This is a genomic window from Herbiconiux aconitum, assembly GCF_024979235.1.
Classification (GTDB): Bacteria; Actinomycetota; Actinomycetes; order Actinomycetales; family Microbacteriaceae; genus Herbiconiux; species Herbiconiux aconitum.
Window position 1 is genome coordinate 2,106,776 of the sequence record NZ_JANLCM010000001.1, and the last position, 25,354, is coordinate 2,132,129.

The following is a 25,354-nucleotide window of genomic DNA, read 5'->3' on the forward strand; positions in this document are numbered from 1 at the left end:
ACCGCGGAACCGCTTCCGGATTGGGGTCCGTCGCGAGATCGCGGATGATCTAGGCTCTGCTATGCGACAGCTGTCGCGAGAGCGACGGGAGAGACCGCGATGCTGGCGTCGGGATCGGTGTTCGCCGACGCGCTGTCGGGTGGGGCCGGTGGCCGCAACGATCGACGCCCCCCTCTTCCTCGCGCAGCGCGACTGCTACCCCGGCTCGGTGTGGGATGGCATCCGTCGCTACGACCCGGTCGACCTGCTGCTGCTCGGCGGACCGAACACCCTCAGCGACTCGGTGCTGAATGTCGAATATCTGTGCTGATGCTTGCGTGGGTCGGGGTCCCGAGCCGCGCCTGGCAATCCAACTCCTAAGAAAAGACACCTCATGACCGAGACAGCTGAGCCGGCCATGCCGCTCCTCCCCACGATCCTCGGGTACGGGATCTTCGCACTGTGGATCGCCATTCTGGTCGTTGCCGTGACGACGCTGGTGCGCGCAGACCGCCTCTCTCCCGGGGCCCGAGTGATCTGGTGTGTGTCGATGATCCTGATCCCATTCGCCGGTTGCGTCGTCTGGCTGCTCTACTACGGCATCAACAGGCACCGCCTCCGGTCGGTGAGGCGGTCGTCGGCAAGCGCGACCAGGTCGTGTTCGCCACGAACTTCTGGGCCCCCATCGACCACGATGTGAACGACCGCGGCGCGTTGCGACGCTGAATCACCCAAGCCGTCGCGCCCCTCCGCGTCGACTCAAGCCGCTCACGCCACGCCTGGCGCCTCCACCAGGCGCTGGCCCAGCTCGGCCAGAGTGGGAGGGTTCGCGCCGGCCCGAGAGACGGTGATCGCCGCGCTGCGAACCGCGAAGTCGCCGATCTGCGCAAGCACAGTCGGCTCGAGAGCGATCCCTTCACGCAGCGACCCGGCGGGAATCCCTTCGTCCAGGAGGGCGGCAAGCCTATCGATCAGAGCGCTCATGAACGAGTCGCCGGCGCCGATCGTGTCGGCCACGGTGACCGCGACCCCGGGCACGGGCAACCGTGCTGAGGACGTGGCGAGGAGAGCGCCCTCGCCACCTCGCGTGACCGCGACGAGACCCGGGCCCAGCCGCAGGATGCGGTCGGCGGCGTCATCGGCGTCTGCGCCAGGGTAGAGCCAATCCGCGTCTTCGTCGCTCAGCTTCACCACCGCCGCAGATTCGGCGAGCTCGCCGAAGCGCTCCAGCACCCGAGCGTGCCCGGGCACGATCGACGGCCGGATGTTGGGATCGAGAGTGATGAGCGGTGTTCCCCCGCCCGCAGCACGTGCGGCGAGCTCCCGGAGCAGCTGGCTGACGGCGGTGCCACCGGGCTCGAGGAACGCGCCGATCGAACCGGCATGGACGACACCGGCCGCAGCCAGCACCGGGTGCGCAGCGGACAGGCCGGCGGGCAGCGACCACCGGAGATCGAAGGAGTAGTCAGCCGATCCGTCCGGCCTGAGCCGGGCGGTGGCCGTCGAAGTCGCCTCGGGCGTCGGGGAACCGGGAGCGAGCTCGACCCCGGCTGAACCGAGGTGGGCGGCTATCGCCTCGCCACGGGCATCCTCACCGATGCGGGTGATCAGCGTTACACGCCGGCCGAGTCGGCCGAGTCCGAAGGCGATGTTCATCGGCGAGCCACCCGGATGCTCGACGGGGTCGGCGCCCGGGTTTTTCACGACGTCGATGAGCGACTCGCCGATCGCGACGACGGAGGTGCGGAAGTGGGACACAGGTCGGCCTTTCAGGCGTGGTGACGGCTCCGCCCGCGTTCAGGACCGCGGCCGGAGCCGTCGATCGCGAGCAGAGCCGTCTGTCGCGGTCAGCCCTCGAGGGGCTGGAGCCAGGTGAGCTGCGAGCCGTCTTCGACGATCAACGGCCCGAGCCGGGCGTTGAACTCGACTCCGTAGGGAGCGCCGATGTGTGCTGCGAAGGCGTCGTCGTCGCGATAGACCTCGTAGACGAAGAAGCGCGACGGCTGTTCGGCCAGCTGGAACGGGGCGAATTCGACGCACCCGGGCTCCGCTCGCACCTGCACGGCGAAGCCGGCCAAGAGCGCAGCCACGGCTTCCTCCTCGCCCGGCAGTGCGGTGAACTCGGCGACGAGCACCTTCCGCCCGCTCACGCCGTGGCCGCGCCGGTCATGATCGCCACGGCGTCGGTCATCGAGTGCGACTGCGGCGTGATCGTCGCCGCGCGCTTGCCGAGCCGCTGGATGTGAATGCGGTCGGCGACATCGAACACGTGCGGCATGTTGTGGCTGATCAGGATGACCGGCACCCCTCGATCGCGCAGGTTGCGGATGAGTTCGAGCACCTGGTTCGACTCCCGCACGCCGAGCGCCGCGGTGGGCTCGTCGAGCACCACGACCTTCGACCCGAAGGCCGCGGCCCGCGCCACCGCCACGGCCTGACGCTGCCCACCGGAGAGGTTCTCGACGGGCACCGTGACGTCTTGCAGCGTCGAGATTCCGAGGTTCGTGAGCTCTTCCTTAGCCGCCTTCCGCATCCCAGCGGTGTCGAGCACCCGGAAGACCGAGCCCAGGATGCCGGATCTCCGCATCTCCCGGCCGAGGTAGAGGTTCGAGGCCACATCGAGTGCGGGAGAGACGGCGAGGTTCTGGTAGACCGTCTCGATTCCCGCTGCGCGAGCATCCTGAGGCCGTTTGAAGGTGACCTTCTTTCCGTCGAGGAAGAGCTCGCCCTCATCCGGGATCTCGGCGCCGGTGAGGCACTTGATGAGCGTCGATTTGCCGGCTCCGTTGTCGCCGATGATGGCGAGAACCTCTCCGGGGTAGAGCTCGAGGCTCACGCCGTCGAGTCCGACGACGCGGCCGAAGGTCTTCACGAGGCGGCGGGCCTGCAGCACCGGCGTGCGCGTGGCCGACTCGGGAGCAGTGTTCTCGGTGATGGTCACTTGCGTACCTTTCTGATCCACTGGTCGACGGCCACGGCCACGATGATGAGCACACCCACGGCGAGCGTCTGGTAGAGCACGTCGAGGCCGGCGAGGGAGAGCCCGTTGCGAAACACGCCCACGATGAGTGCCCCGAGCAGCGTGCCCCAGACGGTGCCACGACCGCCGAAGAGGCTCGTGCCGCCGATCACGACGGCGGTGATGGAGTCGAGGTTGAGGTCGGCGCCCGCGTTGGGGCTCGCGGCGTTGGTGCGGCCGATCTGAATCCACGCGCCGATGGCAAGAATGGCGCCGGCGGCGAGGTACACGCTGAGCAGCACCCGGTTGACGCTGATTCCGGCCAGACGGGCGGCTTCTTTGTCGTCGCCGACGGCGTAGACGTGGCGACCCCAGGCGGTCTTGCCCAGGATGAGCGCCACGATCACGTAGAGCAGCAGCATGATCACCACGCCGAAGCTGAAGCGCACGCCGAGGATGTCGAACGTCGTCCCCGTCCAGGTGAGCAGTGGGGGCATGTCGCCACCGCGCACGGTGGAACCCGCGGAGTAGAGCAACGTGAGTGCCACGAAGATGTTGAGCGTGCCGAGGGTGACGATGAAGGGCGGCAGCTTGAGCCGGGTGACGAGCAGGCCGTTGAACAGGCCGGCGGCGATGCCGACGAGCAGGCCCAGGAGCAGCGCGAGCAGAGCCGGAACGCCGTTCTGCGTGGCCGTCTGCGCCATCACCATCGAGGCGAGAACCATCACCGCTCCCACCGACAGGTCGATGCCGGCGGTCAGGATGATCAGGGTCTGGGCGACCGCGAGGGTGCCGACGACGGCGACCTGCTGAGTGATCAGCGAGAGGTTGGCCGGGGCGAGAAAGCGGTCGTTCAGGATGCCGAAGACGATCACGGCGATGACGAGAACCACTGCCGGGCTGACGGCCGGGTAGCGGTGCAGCACGCCGCGGATGCGGTCGAGGGGTGTGCGGCGGTCGAGGAACTCGGTCGCCAGGTCGAGCGAGGACGTCGGCGGAGTCGACGTCGGAGTTGGAGTGCTCACGAGAGCCTTTCTGGTGGAGATGAAGGGGAAGGGATCGGGGGCGCGCCGTGGCGGGCCCCCGATCAATCGGTCACTCGCCCCAGCAGATCTTGCCTGCGTCGGCGGAGGTGATGCTGTCCAGGCCATCGACGGGGGTGTCGGTCACGAGGGCCGAGCCGGTGTCGAAGAAGTCGAGACCCTGCGTGGTCTCCGGGGCGGTGCCGTCGGTGGCCAGCTTCGCGATGGCCTCGACGCCGAGTTCGGCCATCTTGACGGGGTATTGCTGGGCGGTGGCGCCGATGATGCCCTCTTCGACGTTCTTCACGCCGGCGCAGCCGCCGTCGATCGAGACCAGCAGCACGTCCTTTTCCTTACCGGCGGCCTGGAGGGCCTGGTAGGCGCCGTAGGCGGCCGGTTCGTTGATCGTGTAAACGACGTTGATGTCGGAGTTCTTCGACAGCAGGGTCTCCATGGCGGTGCGGCCGCCGTCTTCGGCGCCGTTGGTCGCCTCGTTGCCGACGATCTCGTAGTCACCACCGCTGTAGGAGCCGGTGGCTGCCTCGTCGCCGTTCTTCTGGTCGTCGGCGGTGTCGATGCCCATGCCGGTGAGGAAGCCCTGGTCGCGGTTGTAGTCGACCGACACGACCTTGTCGTCGAAGAGGTCGAGGAGGGCGATGGTGGCCTTCTTGCCGTTCAGCTGAGCAGCCGTCCAGGTGCCGATCGACTCGCCGGCGGCGAAGTTGTTGGTGGCGAAGGTGATGTCGACGGCATCGGCGGGGTCGGGCGGCGTGTCCAGAGCGATGACGTAGAGCCCGGCATCCCGGGCCTTCTGGATCGCGTCGACGACCGAGGGGCCATTGGGGGTTATCAGGATGCCCTTGTCGCCCTTGGAGATGGCGTTCTCGATGGCCTGGATCTGGGTGTCCTCGTCTCCGTCCTCCTTGCCGGCAGCCAGAGTCAGATTCACGCCCGCCTTCTCGGCGGCGGCTTTCGCCCCGTCTTCCATGGCGACGAAGAACGGGTTCGTGGTGGTCTTGACGATCAGCGTCACGCCGACCTCGTCTCCCGACGCGGAGTCGGTGCTGCCGCCGCTCCCACTGCCACTGGAACAGGCTGCGAGACCGACGGAGGCCACGAGTGCGATGGAGGCCAGGCTTCCCAGCCTGGCGGTCGTCGATGTGCGATTCTTCATTGAAGTCCTCTTCTGCAATCGGGAGATCTGTCGTCTCCGACAACGATGTCAGATCTAGGTATAGACGGGTTGGACCAGTAGAGTCAACCCTGAGAAGCAATCAGAAAGCGCGTTTATGACATCGTTATCAGATCGTGGCATGCCTCGAAAACGTCCAACCATGAAGAATGTCGCCGACCTCGCCGGAGTCGGCGTGAAGACCGTGTCGCGGGTGATCAACCAGGAGCGCTACGTCTCGGCCGACACCATCGCGAGGGTCATGCGGGCCGCTGAGCAGCTGCAGTACCAGCCCGACGTGCAAGCCGGGAACCTCCGGCGCGCCGACCGCCGCACCGACACCCTCGGCCTCCTCGTCGGCAGTGTCGCCAACCCGTTCTCGGCGGCCGTGCACCGTGCGGTCGAGGATGCGGCCGTCCAGCGGCACGTCGCCGTGTTCGCCTCGAGCCTCGACGACGACCCCGAGCGCGAGCGGGCCTCGGTCGAGGCGTTCCTGCGCCGACGCGTCGACGGGCTCATCCTCACCACGATCCAGCCCAGTCAGGCCTACCTCGGGCCTCAACTCGAGCAGGGCATGCCGGTGGTGTTCGTCGACCGGAGGCCGAACGGTCTGATCGCCGACACGGTACTGACCGACAATCTCGAGGGCGCCGCGCGCGCGACCCGTCACCTGCTCGCAGGCGGCCACCGCCGCATCGCCTTCCTCGGCGACAGCGAGGAGATCTACACCGCCAAGGAGCGCAAGCGCGGATACCTCGACGCCCTGAGGCTCGAGGGGGTCGTCCCCGATCCCCGGCTCGTGATCGAGAACCTGGGGGAGGAGGCGCACGCCGAGCTCGCGGTGAACGAGCTTCTGGCGCTCGACGACCCGCCCACAGCGATCTTCAGCGCTCAGAACCTCATCACCATCGGCGCCATCACCGCCCTGCGCGCGCAGGGGTCGTCGCACCGGGTGGCGCTCGTGGGTTTCGATGATGTCCCGATGGCCTCGCTGCTCTCGCCGGCGGTGACCGTCGTCGCCCAGGACCCATCGGCCATCGGCGCCATCGCCGCGCGCCGCATCTTCGAGCGCCTCGATGGTGAGTCGGAGCCCGCCCGCGATTTCATCGTTCCGACCCGTCTGATCGAACGGGGTTCGGGCGAGATCCGACCGGCATAGCCCTCCGGACCTCGCGCGGAGGTGGGCCTTGCATTGTCCGGTGGACAGTGCGTAGTGTCGCGGACATCCAATCTGACATCGATGTCACATCCGTGACACGCGCATCGAAGGGCGTCCACGTGCACCACGAGAGATCTCATCCGCACCCCCGTCGCGGGCGTACAGGAACTGCGACGAAGGCCGCTGCGGCCCTGGTCGCATCCGTGCTGGCGACGGCCGGCCTGCTTGTCGCGGCTCCCGCCTCGGCGAGCAGCGAATCGGCACCGGCGGTCGCCCAGGCGGCCGCGCCGCCGGCCGAGCCATATCGTCCGTATCTCGGCTACAGCCCCGAGAAGAACTGGATGAACGACCCGAACGGCCTGGTGTACTACGAGGGGGTCTACCACCTCTTCTACCAGTACAACCCGTTCGGCACGATCTGGGGAAACATGAGCTGGGGGCACGCCACCAGCCCGGATCTCGTCCACTGGACCGAACAGCCGCTGGCCATTCCTCAGGATGCCGACGCCGACATCTTCTCGGGATCGATCGTGGTCGACCACGACAACACCTCGGGCCTCGGCACCGCCGAGAACCCCCCGCTGGTGGCGATGTACACCGCGGCCTACAAGACGGGCGAACAGGCCCAGTCGCTCGCCTTCAGCACCGACGCCGGGCAGACCTGGACGAAGTACTCCGGCAACCCGGTGCTCGACCGCGACTCTAACAACTTCCGCGATCCGCACATGTTCTGGTACGACGGCGGCACGCCCGAGTCGTCGTACTGGGTCGTCGTGACGGTCGAGGCGACCGAGCACCGCGTGCTCCTCTACCGCTCCGATGACCTGATCGATTGGACCTACCTCAGCGACTTCGGACCGGCCAACGCCACCGGCGGCGTCTGGGAATGCCCCGATCTGTTCCCGCTACCCGTCGACGGGAACCCCGCCGAGACGAAATGGGTCATGGTGGTGAACCTCAACCCCGGCGGCGTCTCGGGCGGCTCCGGTGGCCAGTACTTCGTGGGTGACTTCGACGGCACGACGTTCACCTCGGACACCACCCGAAACGATGACACAGTTCCCCCGGGAGACCTTTTCGCGGGCTTCGATGACGGTACGTACGACGGCTGGACCGTGGCCAACGAACCGGGGAACTGGAAGAACGGCCCGTTCGGCGGAGCTCCCGCCACGGGAGCGGTCGACGGTCAGCAGGCCGTCAACGGACAGATCGGTGCCGGGCTCATCAACGGCTTCAACGACGGCGACTGGCCGATCGGAACGGTCACCTCGCCGGGCTTCACCGTCTCGTCGAGGAACATCAGCTTCCTCGTCGGCGGAGGGAACCACCCGCACATCGAGGGCGGCCAGCTCGGCAACGAGGCGCCCGCCGGCAGCGAACTCCTCTTCGACGGCTTCGAGTACGCGGGAACGGAGAGTCTGGCCGACCACGGCTGGACCCTGACCGGCGACTTCACCGCCGACCGCAACCCCTCCACCAATGGTGGCGACTACGCCATCGGAGCGAAGCGCGTCAACACCTGGGAGGGCGGACCGAAGGGGGACGACAACATCGGAACGCTCACCTCGCACGCCTTCACCATCGACAAGGACTACGTGAGCATGCTCGTCGGCGGCGGTAACCGCGACGCGGCGAGTGGTCAGACGCTCCAGGTCGAGCTCCTCGTCGACGGCGTCGTCGTCGACACCGCATCGGGCGAGAACGACGGTGCGTTGAACTGGAAGCGCTGGGACGTCTCCGCCTACCGGGGAAAGCAGGCGAGCATCCGGGTCGACGACCAGGCGACCGGTGGATGGGGGCACCTCACCCTCGACAACATCGTGCTGGCCGACGTTCCGGCTCTCGTGCGGAGCAGCGAGACAACGGTGAACCTCGTCGTCGACGGCCAGGTCGTGCGGAGCACCACCGGCAACAACAGCGAGAGCCTGGACTGGAAGTCCTGGGACGTCTCGGAGTTCGCCGGACGCACCGCGCAGATCACGATCGTCGACAACAACCGCGCCGGTTGGGGGCACCTCCTCGCCGACCAGTTCGTGTTCTCCGACCAGCCCGTAGCGCCCCGCATCGAGTCGTACGACTGGCTCGATTGGGGCCGTGACTACTACGCCGGAGTGACGTACGACAACGCACCCGACGGCAAGCGGATCATGGTCGCCTGGCTGAACAACTGGGACTACGCCAACCAGATCCCCACCGGTCAGTGGCGGAGCGCCATGGCGCTGCCCCGCGAGCTCTCGCTCAAGACCGTCGACGGCAGCCCCAAACTGGTCAGCGACGTCGTCGAGCAGGTCGACAGCCTGTCCAAGCCGTTCGCTGCAGTCACCGTGCCGGCCGGCGCCGTTCCCGAGGGCGAGACCGCGTTGCCCGTCGGAGATGTGGGAGCCGTCTATCGCGTGGATGCCGTGCTGAAGCCGGGCACCGCGACGCGCTTCGGACTCAAGTTGCGCACCTCGGAGGACGGCACGCAGGCCACTCCGCTGATCTACGACGCCGCATCCGAAACCCTCGACCTGGATCGCACCACCTCGGGCGACGTCTCGTTCAACCCGACCTTCTCGTCGGTCGAGTCGGCGCCGGTGGCGCTCGACGCCGACGGGCGGCTGACGCTCGAGATCTACGTCGACAACGCCTCTGTTCAGGCGTTCGCGCAAGGTGGGTTGACGACGATCAGCGATCAGATCTTCCCCGATCCGTCGTCGACCGGGATCTCGCTGATCTCGACCGGAGGCTCGGCCGAGATCGAGAGCCTGACCGTCACCCCTCTCTACGGCGGGATGTACGACCCCCAGCCGGTGCTCGCCGTGCCCGGTGCGCCCAGCGCGGTCGAGGCGCAATCGGTCGAACCCGGGTCGGCCACGGTCAGCTGGACGGCACCAGCGGATGACGGAGGGTCGCCGGTGACAGGCTATGCGGTGCGCGCCGTGGGCGGGGGTGAGGACGACACGGTGGTCTGCGCGACGACCGGCACCGAATGCGAGGTCAGCGGCCTGGACGCCGGCTCCACCGTCGCCTTCGTTGTCTCCGCGTCGAACATCGTGGGAGAAGGGCCGGCATCCTCTCCCAGCGAGGCCATCGTCGTCGCGGCGCCGTCGGCCGGCGGCACGCCGTCGCCGACGCCGTCAGACCCGGCGGCGCCGGCGCCCGACGCTGCAGATGACGGATCGAACGGAACCGGGGGCGGCCTCGCATCGACCGGTATGGCCGGGATCTCAGGGGTCTTGGCCGTCGCACTCCTGCTGCTGGGTGGCGGTGTGGGCCTCCGGATGCGGCGCCGCGCCTCCCGCCCGCCCGTGTGAAACCACCGGTGACACCCTCCGGGGGCTGGCGTCGATCGGCGCCGGCCCCTCGGGGCTTCCCGTCCGATCGCCTCAGGCGTACCGAACGGCCGCAGATCACACCGTGGGCGCATGGCGGTCGAGAAACTCGTAGACCTCCGTGGTGTCGACCCCGGTGAAGCCCGACGTCGGCATGGCCGCGTGCAGCGACGAGTTGAGACGCGCGCTGGGCTGCGCCTGCCCACTCCAGCGGGCGGCGAGCTCGGTGGGCGGCTGCCGGCAGCAGCTGTCGTCGGGGCATCCGGACGCAAAGCGGTTGGCGGTGTCGCGACCCCGGAACCACTTCGCGTGGGCGAACGCCGTGCCGACCGACACCGAGAACTGACCTCGCGAAGAGGGTTGGATGCGCGACGTGCACCAGTACGTCCCGGCGGGCTTGTCGGTGTACTGGTGGTAGGGGCTGAAGCGGTCTTCGACGTCGAAGACGCGGCGGGCGCTCCAGAAGCGGCAGACGGTCTGGCCCTCCACCGCACCGAGCGCATCGGTAGGGAACTGCACGTTGTCGTTCTCGTAGGCCTTCGAGATGGTGCCCGACTCGTGCACCTTCAAGAAGTGCACCGGGATGCCGAGGTGCTCCGTGGCCAGGTTCGTGAAGCGGTGCGCCGCCGTCTCGTAGCTCACCCCGAACGCATCGCGCAGGTCCTCGACCGACAGCTCACGCGCATCCTTCGCCGCCGACAGGATCTCGACCGCACCCTTCTCGGGAATGAGGAGGGCCGCCGCGAGGTAGTTCGTCTGCACCCGCTGCTGCAGGAACTCCGCGTAGTCCTGCGGCTCTGACAGCTGCAGCACGTGCGACGACAGGGCCTGCAGCACGACCGAGCGCGGGTCGGCATCCGGTGATTGGCCGAGCGGTACGTAGATGCGGCCGTTCTTCAGATCAGTGACCGAGCGCGTCGAACCCGGGAGGTCGCCGACGTAGTGGAGCGTGAAACCGAGATGCGACGCCAGATCGGATGCGACGCGCTGCGACAAAGGACCGCCGGTGTGTCCTACGGCCGCGTGCAACTGCGCCGCCGTCTGCTCGAGCTCGGCGAAGTAGTTGTGGCGCTGACGCATCGCCTTGCGCAATGACGTGTTCGCCCGCCGGGCCTCCTCGGGGGTGGCCGCGCGCTCGCCGTGAATGCGCTCGAGCTCACGGTGCAGGCCCAGGATGGTCTCGATCGCATCGTCACTCAGCGACTTGCGCACCGGAAGCGGCGGCAGACCCAGCGACGCGAACAACGGTCCACGCTGCGCGCGCTCCAGCGCGATCTCGAGCGCCGCCCGGCGCGACGGCGGCTCCGCTGAGAGCAGTTGGTCGACGCTGACGTCGAACACCCGCGCGAAACGCTGCAACTCGCCGAGCTTCAGCTCGCGCTTGCCGTTCTCGATCACCGACACCTGCGACGGTGCGCGGCCGATGGCGGCGCCGAGGTCGTCGAGCGTGAGTCCGCGATCGGAGCGGAGCTGGCGGATTCGACGGCCGATCGTCAATGAATCGAGCATGTAGTCATCATCGACGGGCCCGGGAACGGATGGGGGCATGCCGACAGCTTCTCATCTCCGGTTCTTTGTGAAAACAGAAGAAGTCCAGAACTTCTGCCGGAATCTGCAGCGAGGGTGTGCGAAATGCTGTGGCTAGCGGAATTCAGGCGACAATTCGACCGTCGCTACAGGGTTACTCGGGCTTCATCCGAGTGGTCTTGTAAGGGGCACCGTTCTTGTCGTAGGTCACCCATTCGCCGACTTGAGCTCCTGCCTCGAAGGTGCCTGACCGCATGATCGTGCCGTCGAGCCGGAACCACTCCCAGTAGCCATGCGGCTCCCCGTCGAGATTCTGTCCCTGTGCCCGCACCGAGCCATCGCGGTGCAACTGTGTGTGGGGCACGAGCTGGTTGGGGTCGGTCGCCTCGTCGCCCTGCGCAGGTGTCATCGTCGCTTCCTCAACCGACCCACTGCGCGAGCTGCAGCAGGTTGCCGCAGGTGTCGTCGAGCACGGCGATGATCACCGGCCCCATCGCCGTGGGAGGCTGGGTGAACGTCTCGCCCAGCGCGAGCAGGCGGTCGTATTCCGCTTGCACGTCGTCGACGCCGAGGACGCAGAACGGGATGCCGTCGGCAAGCAGTGCGTCGGTAAACGGCACGACGGCCGGATGGCCCTTCGGCTCGAGCGAGATCTGGGTGCTGTCTGGTCGTTCGGGGTCGACTACGGTGAGCCAGCGGTGTTCGCCCATTGGGATGTCGGCGGACACCGTGAACCCCAGGCGCGTCGTGTAGAACTCGAGGGCGTGTTGCTGGTCGTCGACGAAGATGCTCACGGTTTGGAGTTTCATGGGGTGGCCTTTCTCGGGCGCCATCGCTCGGTGATCTGCGAGAGCGGAGTCGTGTCGATGGTGTGGAACTTGTAGCGGCCGCGGCGCTCGGTGTGCACGAGACCGGCCTGCTCGAGCACGTCCAGATGCTGCGACACAGCCTGCCGTGAGGGCGTCAGGTCGTGGTTCATCGCGAGCCGGGAACACAGCTCGAACAGTGTCTGCTCGTCGCGCTCCAGGAGCTCGTCGAGCAGTGCGCGCCGCGTCTGGTCGGCAAGAGCCTTGTACACGTCGGCCACGTCTCTGAGAATAGGCAAGTAAGGACTTGCCTGTCAATGCCTGTCCGCTTCTTCGGGAAAGCGGAAGAACGCGAGAACTTCTGGCGACGAATCCCGCAATGAACGGTTGCGGTGGCCGCAGAGTCGAACTCGAGCAGCTTTTCCCGCTGCGATGGCAGACCGCATTGGAGCATTCGTCATGACCAGCCGACCCGGAGACCAGACCCAGACCGCCGCCGCCCTCGAGACGTCGTGGAAGACGGATGCCCGCTGGAACGGCATCGAGCGCGACTACAGCGCCGAAGACGTCATCGCCCTCCGCGGCCGAGTTCAAGAAGAGCACACCCTCGCCAAGCGCGGCGCCGAACGCCTCTGGGAACTCATCCAAACCGAGGAATGGGTGCCCGCTCTCGGCGCCCTCACCGGCAACCAGGCCGTGCAGCAGGTGCGCGCCGGCCTCAAGGCCATCTACCTCTCGGGCTGGCAGGTCGCCGCCGACGCCAACCTCAGCGGACAGACCTACCCCGACCAGAGCCTCTACCCGGCCAACTCCGTTCCGGCCGTCGTGCGTCGCATCAACAACGCGCTGCTCCGCGCCGACCAGATCGAGACCTCCGAGGGCCTGCCCGACCGCGAGTGGATGGCGCCGATCGTCGCGGATGCGGAAGCCGGCTTCGGCGGGCCCCTGAACGCCTACGAACTCATGAGCTCCATGATCGCCGCCGGCGCCGCGGGCGTGCACTGGGAAGACCAGCTGGCCAGCGAGAAGAAGTGCGGACACATGGGAGGCAAGGTGCTCATCCCGACCTCGCAGCACATCCGCACGCTCAACGCCGCCCGCCTCGCCGCCGACGTCGCCGGCGTGCCCAGCATCATCATTGCCCGCACCGACTCGCTCGCCGCCAACCTCATCACGAGCGACGTCGACGAGCGCGACCGCCCCTTCCTCGACGGCACCCGCACCCCCGAGGGCTTCTACGGCACCACGCCCGGAATCGAGACCGTGCTCGCCCGCGGCCTCGCCTACGCGCCCTACGCCGACCTGCTCTGGGTCGAGTCGTCAGAACCCGACATCGAGCTGGCCCGGCGCTTCGCCGCCACGATCCACGCAGAATTCCCCGGCAAGCTGCTCGCCTACAACTGCAGCCCGAGCTTCAACTGGAAGAGCAAGCTGAACGACGAGCAGATCGCGAGCTTCCAGCGCGAGCTCGCGAGCATGGGATACGCGTTCCAGTTCATCACCCTCGCGGGCTTCCATGCCCTCAACCACTCCATGTACACGCTCGCCCGCGGCTACGGCGAACGGCACATGAGCGCCTACGTCGAGCTGCAGGAGGCCGAATTCGCCTCCGAAGCCGACGGCTACACGGCGACGCGCCACCAGCGCGAAGTCGGCACCGGCTATTTCGATCGAATCGCCACGGCCCTGAACCCCTCGAGCGCCACTCTCGCGCTCGTGGGCTCGACCGAATCCGAGCAGTTCCACTGAGCTGCACCCACCGGCGCAACGCGAAACGACGGGGATTCTCTCCCTCGCCGGACTGAGAGTCCGTCGTTTCCGCTGATCCGCCCGAAACTCCGACGTTTTCGACAGACGAAAGGCCTGACATGTCTCCCCACACCAGATCCACCGCCATCACCGTCCACGCCGAGCATGGCGACCGCTTCGACGAGATCCTCACCCCCGAGGCGCTCGCGTTCGTCGCCCGGCTGCACGACCAGTTCGCCGGCCGCCGCCAGGAGCGCCTGAACGACCGGATGCTCCAGCGCAAGGCCATCGAGAACGGCCGCAACCTGCGCTTCCTGCCCGAGACATCCGCTATTCGCGAGAACATCGAGTGGCGCGTCGCCGGAGCCGGCCCAGGCCTCGAAGACCGCCGGGTGGAGATCACCGGCCCGACCGACCGCAAGATGACGGTCAACGCCCTCAACTCCGGCGCCAAGGCGTGGCTCGCCGACCTCGAAGACGCCACGAGCCCCACCTGGGAGAACGTGATCGGCGGCCAGATCAACCTGTTCGACGCCATCCGCGGCCAGGTCGACTTCACGAGCGACGAGGGCAAGGAGTACCGGGTCGGCGCGCAGACACCGACGATCATCCTCCGCCCCCGCGGCTGGCACCTGGTGGAGAAGCACCTCGGCTACCGGGACCGCGCCGGGCACACCCGCCCGGCCAGCGCGAGCCTCGTCGACTTCGGGCTCTACTTCTTCCACAACGCGAAGGCTCTCATCGCGAACGGCCGCGGCCCGTACTTCTACCTGCCGAAGCTCGAGAACCACCTCGAGGCGCGGTTGTGGGACGACATCTTCACCTTCTCCGAGAACGCCCTCGGCATCGCGCGCGGCACCATTCGGGCGACGGTGCTGATCGAGACGATCACGGCGGCGTTCGAGATGGACGAGATCCTCTACGAACTGCGCGACCACTGCGCGGGCCTCAACGCCGGCCGCTGGGACTACATCTTCTCGATGATCAAGACCTTCCGCGACCGCGGCCGCAGCTACGTCTTCCCCGACCGCGACCGGATCACCATGACGGTGCCGTTCATGCGCGCCTACACCGAGCTGCTCGTGCAGACCTGCCACAAGCGGGGAGCACATGCCATCGGAGGCATGAGCGCCTTCATCCCGAACCGCCGCGACCCCGAGGTCACGGAGCGAGCACTCGCTAAGGTGGCCGACGACAAGCGGCGCGAGGCCGGCGATGGCTTCGACGGAACGTGGGTGGCGCATCCGGACCTCATCGCCACCGCCCGGGCAGAGTTCGACGCCGTGCTGGGCGAAGCCCCGAACCAGCTCGAACGGCAGCGCCCCGAGGTGCACGTCACGGCCGCCGAGCTCGTCGACCTGAGCTCCCTCGAACCGCGGGTGACGGATGCGGGAGTGCGGTCGAACGTGTCGGTCGCACTCCGCTACATCGAGAGCTGGCTGCGCGGGATCGGCGCCGCGGCGATCGACAACCTGATGGAGGATGCGGCGACCGCCGAGATCTCGCGCTCGCAGCTCTGGCAGTGGATTCACCAGGGCATCGTGACCGAAGAGGGCACGCGCATCACCCGAGCGTCCGTCGAGAACGTGCTGCACGACGTCATGCGAGGGCTGGACCGCTCGCTCGCCGACCGCTTCGACGACGCCGAGAACATCGTGCGGCTGGTGGCGCTGGAGGACGACTTCCCGACCTTCCTCACGATTCCGGCGTATGCCCACTACCTCGTGGACACGGTGCCGGCGCGGGAGCTTGCCGCGGCGTGACGGGGCTGTGTTACCTGCCGTGGGGGCCGTGCTTCGCGCGGCCTCCACGGGCGGCGCCGGTCCCTGCCCGGCGCCGCGCGACATGTTCGCGTGAGGTCGCTTCGCGGCCTCGCGCTCACCCTGGGTCGTCGAGTACGGCCTGTTGCTTTTGTGTCTCGGTATCTCGTTGATCGTGCTTCATAATTGCCTTTTATGACGACGGATACCGTGGGCACGATCGTATGGGTCGTCTCGTTCGTCGTGGTCACCGTCGCCGTGACCGGGCTCTCGCGGCGGGTCGGCTGGTCGGCACCCGTGGTGCTGGTGCTCGTCGGCGCGGTGGTGTCGTTCATCCCGGGCGTGCCGAACATCGAAGTCGAGCCCGACCTCATCCTCTACGGCCTGCTGCCGCCGCTGCTGTTCGCCGCCGCCATGCGCACCTCCTTCGCCGACGTGCGCGCCCGGCGCGACAGCATCCTGCTGCTCTCCGTGGGCCTCGTCGCGTTCACCGTGCTGACGGTGGGTCTCACCGCCTGGTTGGTCATCCCGGCCATCACACTCGCCGCCGCGTTCGCGTTCGGTGCGGTGGTGGCGCCGACGGATGCGGTGGCCGTGACCGCGGTGGCCGGTCGCCTCAGCCTTCCACGCCGACTGGTGACGGTGCTCGAAGGCGAGAGCCTGCTGAACGACGCCACCGCTCTCGTGGCCTTGAACGCCGCGGTCGCCGCGATCATCGCCACCGTGAACCCGGGCATGGTGGCGCTCGATTTCGGCATCGCCGTGGTGGGAGGCGTCGGGGTGGGGCTCGCGGTCGCCTTCGTGATGGCGTTCATCCGCAAGCAGCTGCGATCGCCCGTGCTCGACACCAGCCTGTCGCTGATCACGCCGTTCGTCGCCTTCATCCCGGCCCAGTTCATCCACGGCTCAGGGGTGCTGGCGGTCGTGGTGGCCGGACTCTACCTGGGCTACAAGGCACCCGTCATCCAGACCGCCGAGTCGCGCATCGCCGAGTCGCTGAACTGGCGCACCATTCAGTTCCTGCTCGAGAACGCGGTGTTCCTCTTCATCGGGCTCAGCCTGTTCTCGATCTTCCAGGCTGCCCTGACCTCGGGCCCGAGCGTGGGGGAGACGGTGTTCATCTCCGTCGTCGTGCTGCTCGTGCTCTTCCTCTCCCGCCTCGTGTGGATGGTGTTCACGACGGCGCTCTACCGCTACGGCCCCCGGCACCTCCGCCAACGAGGGTGGAGTTGGCGCAACGGCATCGCGGTGTCGTTCGCGGGCATCCGGGGAGTGGTCACGCTCGCGGCCGTCTTCCTGCTGCCGGAGGAGACGCCCTGGCGTGCCTTCTTGCAGTTCCTGGCCTTCATCGTGGTGGTCGGCACGCTGCTCGCCGGGCTGTCGCTGCCCGTGATCATCCGTCTTCTGAGGCTTCCCCCACCCGATTACTCGCAGGAGCAGACCGAGGCGCACATGCTGATGGCCGAGGCCCAGGCCATGGGGCTCGCGCGGCTCGAGGAAGAAGCGAGCGAAGCCGACGAGGAGCGCGTGCTGCAGCGCCTGCGGCTGAACGCGACGTTCCTCACCGACGCTCTCGAGAACCCGGCGGCCGACGGGGTCGAGCCGCCGGCCACGGCCTACAACCGACTGCGCCGGGTCATGATCGAGGCCGAGCGCCAAGCCGTGCTGAACGCGCGTGCTGAGGGGCGCTACCAGGAGCGCGCCATCAAGTCCGTTCTGGCGAAGATCGACGTCGAAGAGACCGAACTCAACATCGGGCGGCCGAAGAAGACCGACTGACCTCGGACTTCTCCAATCGAGGCGGCGACCGATGCCACCTGCGGGCGGGGCTGGCGTGTGGTTTGGAGAAGTCCGGCCGCGAGGGCTACTCGGGGCGCAGGCGGAGGTTCTGCATGCCGCCGTCGACGGCGATCGACGTGCCGGTGGTGGAACCGGAGAGCGGGCTGGCCAAATAGGCCACAGCGTCGGCGACCTCGGATGCCGCGACCAGCCGGCCGTGCGGCTGACGGGCGTCGAGCGCAGCACGTTCCGCTGCCGGATCGTCGGCCGAGTCGAGCAATCGCGCGACCCACGGGGTGTCGGCCGTGCCCGGATTGACGCAGTTGACGCGGATGCCCTCGCGCAGGTGATCGGCCGCCATCGCCCGGGTGAGCGAGAGCACGGCGCCTTTGGTCGCCGTGTACAGCGCGCGCTGCGGCAACCCCGCCGTGGCGGCGACCGAGGAGGTGTTCACGATGGCGGCCGACGGCGAGAGGCGGAGGTGAGGAAGGGCGGCGCGCGTCACACGGGCCATCCCGACCACGTTGATGTCGAACACGCGGTGCCATTCGTCGTCGTCGTTGTCGGCCACGGTGCCCACCGCACCGACGCCGGCGTTGTTGACCACGATGTCGATGCGGCCGAACTTCTCGGCGACGGCAGCGATCGCCGCCTGCACCGAGGCGTCGTCGGCGACGTTCGCGGCGACCGCGAAATGCTCCGGATGCGCGCCGTCGGGATTCAGGTCGAGCACGGCGACCTGCGCCCCGCCCTCGTGGAGCCGATCGGCGATCGCCGCTCCGATGCCGGAGGCGCCGCCCGTGACCACCGCGACGAGACCGCCGAACTCGATCATCAGACGAACGCCTGACGCTGACGCCCGAGACCCTCGATTTCGATCTCGCAGACGTCGCCGGCCGCGAGGTAGGGGAACCGCCCGGAGAGCGCCACACCCTCGGGGGTGCCGGTGAGGAGGAGATCGCCCGGCTCGAACGCCATGTACTGACTGAGCTGGTAGACGATCTGCTCGACGCCGAAGATGAGGTCGGCGGTGCTGGAATCCTGCCGCGGCTCGCCGTTCACGAAAGAGCGGAGGCGGAGGTTCGTGTGGTCGACCTCGTCGGGGGTCACCAGCCAGGGTCCGACGGGGCTGAACCCGGGGGCGCTCTTGCCCTTCGACCACTGGCCGCCCGAGATCTCGAGCTGCCACTCCCGCTCGGAGAGGTCGTTCGCCACCACGAATCCGGCAACGTGGGCGAGGCTGTCGGCGGGGGAGTCGAGGTAGGAGGTGTGCTTGCCGATGACGACACCGAGCTCGACCTCCCAGTCGGTCTTGGTGCTGCCGCGAGGGATTCGGGCGACGTCGTTCGGGCCCACGACCGTGTTCGGGGTCTTGAGGAAGATGATGGGCGCCTCGGGCGGCGCGGAACCCGACTCGGCGGCGTGTGCGGCGTAGTTCATGCCCACGCAGACGATGGCAGACGGCCGGGCGATCGGCGCTCCGATGCGTTCGGCCGCGGCGTTCGGCAGCACCGGCAGCTCGCCGGCGTCGAGAGCGGCGCGCACCCGTGCCGGGCCGTCGGAGGCGAGGAACGGTCCGTCGATGTCGGCCGTGATCGCGGCGAGGTCGAAGTAGCTGTCGCCGTGCAGGAGCGCCGGGCGCTCCTGACCGAGTGCACCGAGTCGCAGGAATTTCATGGAGCTGCTTTCTTCGTCGAATATGGGCCGATAACATCAGAACTATAGCGCCATTAGACAGGGCGTAACCGGGCGGAAGGGCCCTGAATGGGCATTTGACATCGCATACATCCGATGTTTATGCTCAGCCGGACGGCCAAAGGAGACAGCTCTGTGAGCACTATCACGGCACTCGAGACGAGTGACATCAGATTTCCGACCTCGACCATGCTCGACGGGTCGGATGCCATGAACCCCGACCCCGACTATTCCGCCGCCTACCTCACGATCGTGACCGATTCCGACGACGGCCTGACCGGCCACGGCTTCGTGTTCACGATCGGGCGCGGCAACGACGTGCAGGTCGCCGGCATCCGCGCGCTCGAAGGCCACCTCGTCGGCCGCGACGTCGAGGAGTTGCTCGCGTCGATGGGCGCCACCTGGCGAGAACTCGTCTACGACTCGCAGCTGCGCTGGCTCGGACCGGAGAAGGGCGTCATGCACATGGCGATCGGCGCCGTGATGAACGCCCTCTGGGACCTCAAGGCCAAGCGCGCCGGTCTGCCGCTCTGGCAGTTGCTCGCGCGGATGTCGCCGGAGGAGCTGGTGGAGCTCGTCGACTTCCGCTACCTGACCGACGCCATCACGCCCGAGGAGGCGCTGCAGATCTTCCGCGCCGCCGTTCCCGGGCGGGCCGAGCGCGAGGCGCAGCTGTTCGCTGCCGGCTACCCGGCCTACACGACGACGCCCGGTTGGCTCGGCTACGACGACGAGAAGCTCGCTCGCCTCTGCCGCGAGGCGGTGGCCGACGGATTCGGGCAGATCAAGCTGAAGGTGGGCGGCGACGTCGACGACGACGTGCGGCGGCTCGGGATCGCCCGCGAGGCGGTGGGTCCCGACATCCGGATCGCCGTCGACGCCAACCAGCGCTGGGACGTGGCTCAGGCGATCGAGTGGATGCGCCACCTCGCCCCCTTCGACATCGCCTGGATCGAGGAGCCCACGAACCCCGACGACGTGCTCGGGCACGCCGCCATCGCGGTCGGTGTCGCGCCGATCCCGGTGGCCACCGGGGAGCACGGCGCGAACCGGGTGATGTTCAAGCAGTTCCTGCAGGCGGATGCGCTCAGCGTTCTGCAGATCGACGCCACCCGGGTTGCCGGAGTCAACGAGAACATCGCGATTCTGCTGCTGGCCGCTAAGTTCGGCGTGCGGGTGTGCCCGCATGCGGGCGGAGTCGGCCTGTGCGAGATGGTGCAGCACCTCTCGTACTTCGACTTCATCGCCCTGAGCGGCCGGCGAGACGACCGCATGATCGAGTACGTCGACCACCTGCACGAGCATTTCGCCGCACCGGTCGACGTGCACGGCGGATGCTACTGGCCGCCTCTGGCTCCGGGCTCGGGTGCGGAGATGCTGGCGTCCAGCCGCCGCGAGTTCGAGTTCGAGGCGTATGCCTGAGCCCGCATCCGCCGCGGAGCTGCCCTTCGGAGCAGTCGGCTACGGCGCCGCCAACCTGGGCAACATGTACCGGGAGCTCAGCGACGAGTCGGCCCGCGCGATTCTCGACGCCGCGTGGGAATCGGGCATCCGCTACTACGACACCGCGCCGCACTACGGGCTCGGTCTCTCGGAGCGGCGCCTGGGCGAGTTCCTGCGCACCAAGCCGCGCGACCAGTACGTGGTCTCGACGAAGGTCGGCCGCCTGCTGCGCCCGAACCCCGAGGGAGCGGGGTCGTTCGACACCGAGAACTCCTTCCTGGTGCCCGCCGACCTGAAGCGGGTGTGGGACTTCACGCCCGACGGCGTGCGTCAGAGCCTCGACGAATCGCTCGAGAGGCTCGGTCTCGACCGGGTCGACGTGCTCTTCCTGCACGATCCGGAGCGAGGCGACCTGCAACGCGGGCTCGACGAGTCGCTGCCGGCGCTCGCCTCGCTTCGCGAACAGGGAGTGGTCGGCGCGGTCGGCGTCGGGTCGATGTCGACCGAGGCGCTGCTGGCGAGCGCGCGCAGCGGGTTCATTGACCTGCTGATGGTGGCCGGTCGCTACACCCTCGCCGAGCAGCCTGTCTTCCCCGAGGTGCTCGAGGCCTGCGACATCAACGGTGTGGGGATCGTGAACGCCTCGGTGTTCAACTCCGGACTGTTGGCGACCAACGACCCCGGTTCCGACTCCCGCTACGAATACGGTGGAGTGCCCGCCGAGACGCTGGCCCGCGTGCAAGCGATCGGCACGGTGGCCCGTGAGTTCGGCGTCGAGCTGCCGGCGGCCGCCCTGCAGTACACGGCCCGTGACCCCCGAGTTCGCTCCGTGGTCGTTGGCAGCAGCAAACCCGACCAGGTGCGGCAGAACGTGGAACGGATGCACGCCACCATTCCCGACGTATTCTGGGCGCGGCTGCACGCCCTCGGTCTGGTCGGCGCATGACCGCCACGACGGGCCGGGTCATCGACTCCCACCTCCACCTCTGGAACCTGGAACGCGGCGGCTATGCCTGGCTGACTCCGGATGCCGGGGAGTTGTATGCGAACTTCGAGCCGGCCAAGGCCGGAGCGGAGCTCGCCCGGGCTCACGTCGACGGAGCGGTGCTCGTGCAGGCCGACGACACGGAGGCCGACACCGAGGCGATGCTCCGGGTGGCCGACGAACACGACTGGGTGGCCGGCGTGGTGGGCTGGGTGAGGCTCGACGAGCCCTCGGCCGCCGAAGCGCAGCTGGATCGGTGGCAGGAGCATCCGCGGTTCTGCGGGGTTCGCCACCTGGTGCACGACGACCCGCGCGACGACTTCCTCGAGCTGCCGGCCGTTCGCCGCTCGCTCGAGCTGCTCGCCGCCCGGGACGTGCCGTTCGACGTGCCTGATGCCTGGCCGCGCCACCTGGCGTCGGTGACGGCGCTCGCCTCGGCGCTGCCCGAGCTCACCGTGGTGATCGACCATCTCGGCAAACCCCCGCGCGGTCGGCCCGACTTCGTCGACTGGCGGGCGGAGTTCGAGCGCGCTGCCGAGCGACCCAACACGGTCGCGAAGCTCTCCGGGCTGCGCATCCCGGGCGCCGGGTACTCGGTCGACGCGCTCCGCGAGGTCTGGGACATCGCGCTCGACTCCTACGGCCCCGAGCGGCTGCTCTGGGGCAGCGACTGGCCCATCACCGTGCCCGATGGTGGTTACGGGCCGACGTTCGAGGTGCTGGAGAAGCTCGTCGGCGAGCTCTCCGACGAAGAACGGCATGCCGTGCTCGGCGCGACGGCCGCGGCGGTGTATTCGTTGCAGATATCCGATGTCTGAACTCAGTCGTCGGCCGGAACGCGGACGCTCCACTGCCGCAGCCACCGCTCGACCCCGGAGATGTGCGCGATCATGAGGGCCTCGGCCAGCTTCGCGTCGCCGATCTCGAGAGCGTCGACGATCGCCGCGTGCTCGGAGAGCGTGCGCGCCACCGCGTTGTCCTGCGTGAGACCCCGCCAGACGCGGGCCCGGATGGTGTGGCCGGAGAGCGACTCGATGAGGGTCGAGAGGTAGGAGTTGCCGGCCGCATCGACGATCGCCGCGTGGAACTCGAGATCGTGCGCGACGAGGTCTTCGACACTGTCCGACCCGTCGATTCCCGCGATCTGACGGCGAAGGAGCTCGATCCGCTCGCCATCCATCCGTCCGGCGGCCAGACTCGCGGCCGCGGGCTCCAGGATGCGTCGCACGGCGAAGAGGTCGAGGATCGAGTCGTCGTCGTGCAGGTCGACCACGAAGCTCATCGCCTCCAGGAGGAGCCGGGGTTCGAGGCTCGTGACGTAGGTGCCGTCGCCGCGCCGCACGTCGAGCACCCGGATCACCTCGAGCGCCTTCACGGCCTCGCGCATGGAGCTCCGGGAGAGGCCGAGGCGCTCGCTGAGTTCCTTCTCCGGCGGCAGGCGATCGCCGGGCGCGAGCTCGCCGCGCAGGATCATGTCCTTGATCTTGAGGATCGCTTCGTCGGTCACGGCCATGCAGTGATCCTACCTTTGCGCGGTCGAGAGCTCAGGATGATCGTGGCCGGGTCACTGCACCTGGCTGGTCGTCACCACCTTGGTCCACGGCCCGGGCGGAACGGCCGAGTCGTCGACGAACTGCCAGGAGATGCCGCCCTGCTCGCCGTTCAGTTCGTCGAAGGCCAGGCATCCCACGACCGCGGGGGAGACATCCATTCCCGCTCCGCCGTAGCGGGAGTTCAGAGGGCGGGCGTCGTCGGCACCGAAGACGTATTCCGCGTCGTTGTACTCACCCGGCCCGGCGTCTTCGATCTGCGCGTAGCAGGTGGCTCCGTTGTAGCTGAGGGCCACCCAGCGGTTCTTCATGTAGCTGAAGTTCGAATCGCCGGAGTGCGAGGCGTAGGGTTCCTGACCGGCCCACGGCACGACCTGGTCGCGGCGGGCGAAGGCGGCGGGATCGTTCACGTCGTCGAAGGGCAGATCGAGGTAGAACGGATTCTCCTTCGGGGTGATCTCCGTCGGGAAGTAGTCGTTCGCGGCCGAGCGCGCCTCGGTCTCGCAACTCCCACCGGCCGTGGTGCCGTCGCAGCCGCCGTAGTTCGCCAGCCAGTTGCTGTCGTAGGTGGAGAGCACCTGGCTACCGTCGTCGGCGTTCGGATCGAAGATCTCGCCCACCCAGAACGTGGTGCCCACGATGTCGGTGTGCACGGGGTAGCTCGTGCCGCCGCCCGGCGCGGAAGTCGACGTCGGTGTCACCACGGTTCCTCCACATCCGGCCAGTCCGAGGCACGGCTTGAACAACGAACATCCGGTGAGCGCCGCTCCGGTCAGGCCGACGAGCAGAACCCCCGCAGCGATGCGCGCGAGGCGCATCGTCGCGGGGGCTCCGTTCCGGCCAGACCGGGTCATTGGCTTCCACCGCTCGCACCGGCCGGGGGAGTCGGTGTCGGGCTGACGGGGGCGGGGCTGGCCGGAGTCGTGGCCGGCGGCTCACTCGGCGCGGGGCTTGCCGGGGCCGTCTCGGCCGGTGGGGCCTCGGTGGTCGCCGGATCGGGAGCCGGGTTCATGTGCACCTCGACCGGGCCTTCGACCTTCGGCGCCACCGAGGGGGCCGGTGCGGGAGCGATCGACGGTGCCGGGGCTCCGACGCTGTCGTAGAGGGCGTAGTCGTCGGTGACCAGCGTGCCGTTGCTGAACACGTTGAGTGCGAAGCTCATCCCGGTGAATCCGGCCGGCACAGCGGGGGTCGTGTAGACCGCCTCGGTGAAGGTCAGGCTCGACGGGAACCACGGGCTGGAGGTCCAGTACTGCCAGACACCCGAGCTGGTGCGCAGGTAGATGGCGAACTGGGTGACCGTCGTCGACGTGTAGAAGCCCCTCATCGAGTAGGTGTGGCCGGGCACCACCGTGGGTGTGCAGGCCCCGAGATCGAAGGTGGGCAGGAGTTTCGCATCGCCGTCGACGTAGTTGGCGATCGAGGTGTATCCCGCGACGGTTCCGGTGCGGCCGGGCGACGTCCAGGTGACGGTCGGCGTGTTGTTGCCGTAGCCGCCCGTCATCCAGCAGCTCGGCAGGCCGAACGAGCCCGGTGTCTCCATGCTCGGGTTCACGACCGCGTTGACGCCGGGGCCGGCGGGTGCGGTGACGGGGCCGGATTTCGCGGCCTTCAGCGTGCCCCCGATGACCTGGTCGACCGTTTTGACCACCGTGTTGTTCGTGGTGGCACGGGGCGCGAGCCACTGCACGAACTGGGTGAACACGGTCGGGGTGACGTTCATCTCGCATCCGCTGGCGCAGATGTTGTGGAAGGTGAACGGCACCCAGCCGCCGGTCTTCTCGGCGTTGGTGACCGAGGCCTTGAGGTCGGCGAGGGTCCAGGTGTTCTCCACCTGGTCGAGCGCCTTCAGGTAGAACGGCTTGGCCGGCGGAATCTTCTCGGCGTAGCCGCAGCCGGTGCAGCCGAAGCGGCTCTGCAGGTCGCCGAGCATCCGTGCGCTGTTGTAGCCGCAGTTCTTCGCAGCCGTCTCGTTCGACGGGATGCTGGAGGCGAAGGGATACGCGAAGCTCTTGACCGTGTAGCCCCAACTCATCAGCGTGCTGCGGTCGTTGCAGATCTGGCGGGCCACCTCGTCGGCGGGCAGCACGGCGAGGTCGGGGTGGTTGACCGAGTGGCCGCCGATCTCGTGGCCCTGGGCCTTCAGGGTGTCGAGTTGGGCTCGGCTGAAGTAGCCGGCCCCTCCGACGAAACCGGAGGTGATGTAGAACGTGCCCTTCATCTTGAGGGCGTTCATCGCCGTCGCGGCGGCTTGCTGATTCGCGTTGCCGTCGTCGAAGGTGAGACTGATCACCGTCTGCGGTTTCGCAGCAGCGGGGGCCGCGGCCGGCGCCTGGGCCGCCGCGGCCGCCGTGGGAACGGCGACAGCGACGACCAGGGCCGACACGGCGAGGAGGGTCGCGAACGGGCGCCAACGCGCTCGAGTGGGTGTGGTGGTGCCTCGTTGCACGATGAAC

At 68.1% G+C, this 25,354-nt stretch carries 24 protein-coding genes; 10 read left to right on the forward strand and 14 right to left on the reverse strand.

Features of this window, described 5'->3' with window-relative positions; all coding sequences use genetic code 11:
* Window positions 1-148 precede the first annotated feature (148 nt).
* Entirely contained in the window at window positions 149-310 is a 162-nt protein-coding gene (locus tag N1027_RS10045) for a hypothetical protein (protein WP_259507387.1), read from the forward strand.
* A gap of 242 nt (window positions 311-552) precedes the next feature.
* Window positions 553-705 carry a hypothetical protein gene (locus N1027_RS10050; protein WP_259507389.1) on the forward strand — a complete coding sequence of 51 codons (153 nt, stop codon included), beginning with the start codon at window positions 553-555 and terminating at the stop codon, window positions 703-705.
* Between the two features lie 42 nt (window positions 706-747).
* Here the strand turns inward: N1027_RS10050 and N1027_RS10055 are convergent, their stop codons facing one another.
* From N1027_RS10055 to N1027_RS10075, 5 genes are all read right to left on the reverse strand, one after another.
* Window positions 748-1,737 carry a carbohydrate kinase family protein gene (locus N1027_RS10055; RefSeq protein WP_259507391.1) on the reverse strand — a complete coding sequence of 330 codons (990 nt, stop codon included), beginning with the start codon at window positions 1,735-1,737 and terminating at the stop codon, window positions 748-750.
* Between the two features lie 89 nt (window positions 1,738-1,826).
* Window positions 1,827-2,129, reverse strand: a complete 303-nt coding sequence (locus N1027_RS10060) for a putative quinol monooxygenase (protein ID WP_259507393.1) — start codon at window positions 2,127-2,129, stop codon at window positions 1,827-1,829.
* Complete coding sequence (locus N1027_RS10065; protein ID WP_092555057.1) at window positions 2,126-2,920, reverse strand: ATP-binding cassette domain-containing protein; 795 nt, start codon at window positions 2,918-2,920, stop codon at window positions 2,126-2,128. Before N1027_RS10065 ends, N1027_RS10060 begins: the two co-directional genes overlap by 4 nt.
* Entirely contained in the window at window positions 2,917-3,963 is a 1,047-nt protein-coding gene (locus tag N1027_RS10070) for an ABC transporter permease (protein ID WP_259507396.1), read from the reverse strand. Before N1027_RS10070 ends, N1027_RS10065 begins: the two co-directional genes overlap by 4 nt.
* Before the next feature lie 70 nt (window positions 3,964-4,033).
* Window positions 4,034-5,134, reverse strand: coding sequence for a substrate-binding domain-containing protein (locus tag N1027_RS10075; RefSeq protein WP_259507397.1), 1,101 nt, complete (start codon window positions 5,132-5,134; stop codon window positions 4,034-4,036).
* Between the two features lie 160 nt (window positions 5,135-5,294).
* Here N1027_RS10075 and N1027_RS10080 point away from each other — a divergent pair, with 160 nt between their 5' ends.
* Both N1027_RS10080 and N1027_RS10085 read left to right on the forward strand, forming a co-directional pair.
* A complete protein-coding gene (locus tag N1027_RS10080; RefSeq protein WP_259507398.1) occupies window positions 5,295-6,290 on the forward strand; it encodes a LacI family DNA-binding transcriptional regulator in 996 nt (331 codons plus the stop codon).
* Between the two features lie 203 nt (window positions 6,291-6,493).
* On the forward strand, window positions 6,494-9,586 hold the full coding sequence (locus N1027_RS10085; protein ID WP_372499719.1) for a GH32 C-terminal domain-containing protein: 3,093 nt from the start codon (window positions 6,494-6,496) through the stop codon (window positions 9,584-9,586).
* Window positions 9,587-9,682: 96 nt separating this feature from the next.
* On the opposite strand, the gene N1027_RS10090 is transcribed toward N1027_RS10085, so the two are convergent.
* The 4 genes from N1027_RS10090 to N1027_RS10105 form a co-directional block, all read right to left on the reverse strand.
* Window positions 9,683-11,113, reverse strand: coding sequence for a helix-turn-helix domain-containing protein (locus tag N1027_RS10090; protein ID WP_259507400.1), 1,431 nt, complete (start codon window positions 11,111-11,113; stop codon window positions 9,683-9,685).
* A gap of 172 nt (window positions 11,114-11,285) precedes the next feature.
* The gene (locus N1027_RS10095) at window positions 11,286-11,540 is read right to left on the reverse strand and encodes a toxin-antitoxin system YwqK family antitoxin (RefSeq protein ID WP_259507402.1); all 255 of its coding nucleotides are present in this window, start codon (window positions 11,538-11,540) and stop codon (window positions 11,286-11,288) included.
* Between the two features lie 10 nt (window positions 11,541-11,550).
* Window positions 11,551-11,940: a VOC family protein gene (locus tag N1027_RS10100; protein WP_259507404.1), complete on the reverse strand. Its 390-nt coding sequence runs from the start codon at window positions 11,938-11,940 to the stop codon at window positions 11,551-11,553.
* Complete coding sequence (locus N1027_RS10105) at window positions 11,937-12,218, reverse strand: ArsR/SmtB family transcription factor (protein WP_259507405.1); 282 nt, start codon at window positions 12,216-12,218, stop codon at window positions 11,937-11,939. The genes N1027_RS10100 and N1027_RS10105 overlap by 4 nt, the downstream gene beginning before the upstream one ends.
* A 178-nt stretch (window positions 12,219-12,396) precedes the next feature.
* Here N1027_RS10105 and aceA point away from each other — a divergent pair, with 178 nt between their 5' ends.
* From aceA to N1027_RS10120, 3 genes are all read left to right on the forward strand, one after another.
* Window positions 12,397-13,686: an isocitrate lyase gene (gene aceA, locus N1027_RS10110; RefSeq protein ID WP_259507407.1), complete on the forward strand. Its 1,290-nt coding sequence runs from the start codon at window positions 12,397-12,399 to the stop codon at window positions 13,684-13,686.
* 119 nt (window positions 13,687-13,805) lie between these two features.
* The gene (gene aceB, locus N1027_RS10115) at window positions 13,806-15,449 is read left to right on the forward strand and encodes a malate synthase A (RefSeq protein ID WP_259507408.1); all 1,644 of its coding nucleotides are present in this window, start codon (window positions 13,806-13,808) and stop codon (window positions 15,447-15,449) included.
* A gap of 192 nt (window positions 15,450-15,641) precedes the next feature.
* Window positions 15,642-17,225, forward strand: coding sequence for a Na+/H+ antiporter (locus N1027_RS10120; protein WP_259507410.1), 1,584 nt, complete (start codon window positions 15,642-15,644; stop codon window positions 17,223-17,225).
* Window positions 17,226-17,310: 85 nt separating this feature from the next.
* Here N1027_RS10120 and N1027_RS10125 read toward each other — a convergent pair whose 3' ends face one another.
* Complete coding sequence (locus N1027_RS10125; protein ID WP_259507413.1) at window positions 17,311-18,060, reverse strand: SDR family NAD(P)-dependent oxidoreductase; 750 nt, start codon at window positions 18,058-18,060, stop codon at window positions 17,311-17,313.
* Entirely contained in the window at window positions 18,060-18,902 is an 843-nt protein-coding gene (locus N1027_RS10130; protein ID WP_259507415.1) for a fumarylacetoacetate hydrolase family protein, read from the reverse strand. Before N1027_RS10130 ends, N1027_RS10125 begins: the two co-directional genes overlap by 1 nt.
* A gap of 153 nt (window positions 18,903-19,055) precedes the next feature.
* On the opposite strand from N1027_RS10130, the gene N1027_RS10135 reads away from it, so the two are divergent.
* The 3 genes from N1027_RS10135 to N1027_RS10145 are packed head-to-tail and all read left to right on the forward strand — an operon-like array spanning window position 19,056 to window position 22,166.
* Window positions 19,056-20,342: an L-fuconate dehydratase gene (locus N1027_RS10135; RefSeq protein WP_259507417.1), complete on the forward strand. Its 1,287-nt coding sequence runs from the start codon at window positions 19,056-19,058 to the stop codon at window positions 20,340-20,342.
* Window positions 20,335-21,309, forward strand: coding sequence for an aldo/keto reductase (locus N1027_RS10140; protein WP_259507419.1), 975 nt, complete (start codon window positions 20,335-20,337; stop codon window positions 21,307-21,309). Before N1027_RS10135 ends, N1027_RS10140 begins: the two co-directional genes overlap by 8 nt.
* Complete coding sequence (locus tag N1027_RS10145; protein ID WP_259507421.1) at window positions 21,306-22,166, forward strand: amidohydrolase family protein; 861 nt, start codon at window positions 21,306-21,308, stop codon at window positions 22,164-22,166. The genes N1027_RS10140 and N1027_RS10145 overlap by 4 nt, the downstream gene beginning before the upstream one ends.
* A gap of 2 nt (window positions 22,167-22,168) precedes the next feature.
* On the opposite strand, the gene N1027_RS10150 is transcribed toward N1027_RS10145, so the two are convergent.
* The 3 genes from N1027_RS10150 to N1027_RS19875 are packed head-to-tail and all read right to left on the reverse strand — an operon-like array spanning window position 22,169 to window position 25,347.
* Window positions 22,169-22,861 (reverse strand): FadR/GntR family transcriptional regulator, encoded by a 693-nt coding sequence (locus tag N1027_RS10150; protein WP_259507423.1) that lies wholly within the window; start codon window positions 22,859-22,861, stop codon window positions 22,169-22,171.
* Window positions 22,862-22,912: 51 nt separating this feature from the next.
* Window positions 22,913-23,752: a hypothetical protein gene (locus N1027_RS10155; RefSeq protein WP_259507425.1), complete on the reverse strand. Its 840-nt coding sequence runs from the start codon at window positions 23,750-23,752 to the stop codon at window positions 22,913-22,915.
* Window positions 23,749-25,347, reverse strand: a complete 1,599-nt coding sequence (locus N1027_RS19875; RefSeq protein ID WP_308199791.1) for a polysaccharide deacetylase family protein — start codon at window positions 25,345-25,347, stop codon at window positions 23,749-23,751. Before N1027_RS19875 ends, N1027_RS10155 begins: the two co-directional genes overlap by 4 nt.
* Window positions 25,348-25,354 lie beyond the last annotated feature (7 nt).

Bases quoted from the DNA above. Each gene is read 5' to 3' on its own strand.
- N1027_RS10075 (WP_259507397.1), bottom strand. From the start codon at position 5,134: ATGAAGAATCGCACATCGACGACCGCCAGGCTGGGAAGCCTGGCCTCC.
- N1027_RS10125 (WP_259507413.1), bottom strand. From the start codon at position 18,060: ATGATCGAGTTCGGCGGTCTCGTCGCGGTGGTCACGGGCGGCGCCTCC.
- N1027_RS10130 (WP_259507415.1), bottom strand. From the start codon at position 18,902: ATGAAATTCCTGCGACTCGGTGCACTCGGTCAGGAGCGCCCGGCGCTC.
- N1027_RS10095 (WP_259507402.1), bottom strand. From the start codon at position 11,540: ATGACACCTGCGCAGGGCGACGAGGCGACCGACCCCAACCAGCTCGTG.
- N1027_RS10150 (WP_259507423.1), bottom strand. From the start codon at position 22,861: ATGGCCGTGACCGACGAAGCGATCCTCAAGATCAAGGACATGATCCTG.
- N1027_RS10155 (WP_259507425.1), bottom strand. From the start codon at position 23,752: ATGACCCGGTCTGGCCGGAACGGAGCCCCCGCGACGATGCGCCTCGCG.
- aceB (WP_259507408.1), top strand. From the start codon at position 13,806: ATGTCTCCCCACACCAGATCCACCGCCATCACCGTCCACGCCGAGCAT.
- N1027_RS10120 (WP_259507410.1), top strand. From the start codon at position 15,642: ATGACGACGGATACCGTGGGCACGATCGTATGGGTCGTCTCGTTCGTC.
- N1027_RS10100 (WP_259507404.1), bottom strand. From the start codon at position 11,940: ATGAAACTCCAAACCGTGAGCATCTTCGTCGACGACCAGCAACACGCC.
- N1027_RS10080 (WP_259507398.1), top strand. From the start codon at position 5,295: ATGAAGAATGTCGCCGACCTCGCCGGAGTCGGCGTGAAGACCGTGTCG.
- aceA (WP_259507407.1), top strand. From the start codon at position 12,397: ATGACCAGCCGACCCGGAGACCAGACCCAGACCGCCGCCGCCCTCGAG.
- N1027_RS10090 (WP_259507400.1), bottom strand. From the start codon at position 11,113: ATGCTCGATTCATTGACGATCGGCCGTCGAATCCGCCAGCTCCGCTCC.
- N1027_RS10140 (WP_259507419.1), top strand. From the start codon at position 20,335: ATGCCTGAGCCCGCATCCGCCGCGGAGCTGCCCTTCGGAGCAGTCGGC.
- N1027_RS10145 (WP_259507421.1), top strand. From the start codon at position 21,306: ATGACCGCCACGACGGGCCGGGTCATCGACTCCCACCTCCACCTCTGG.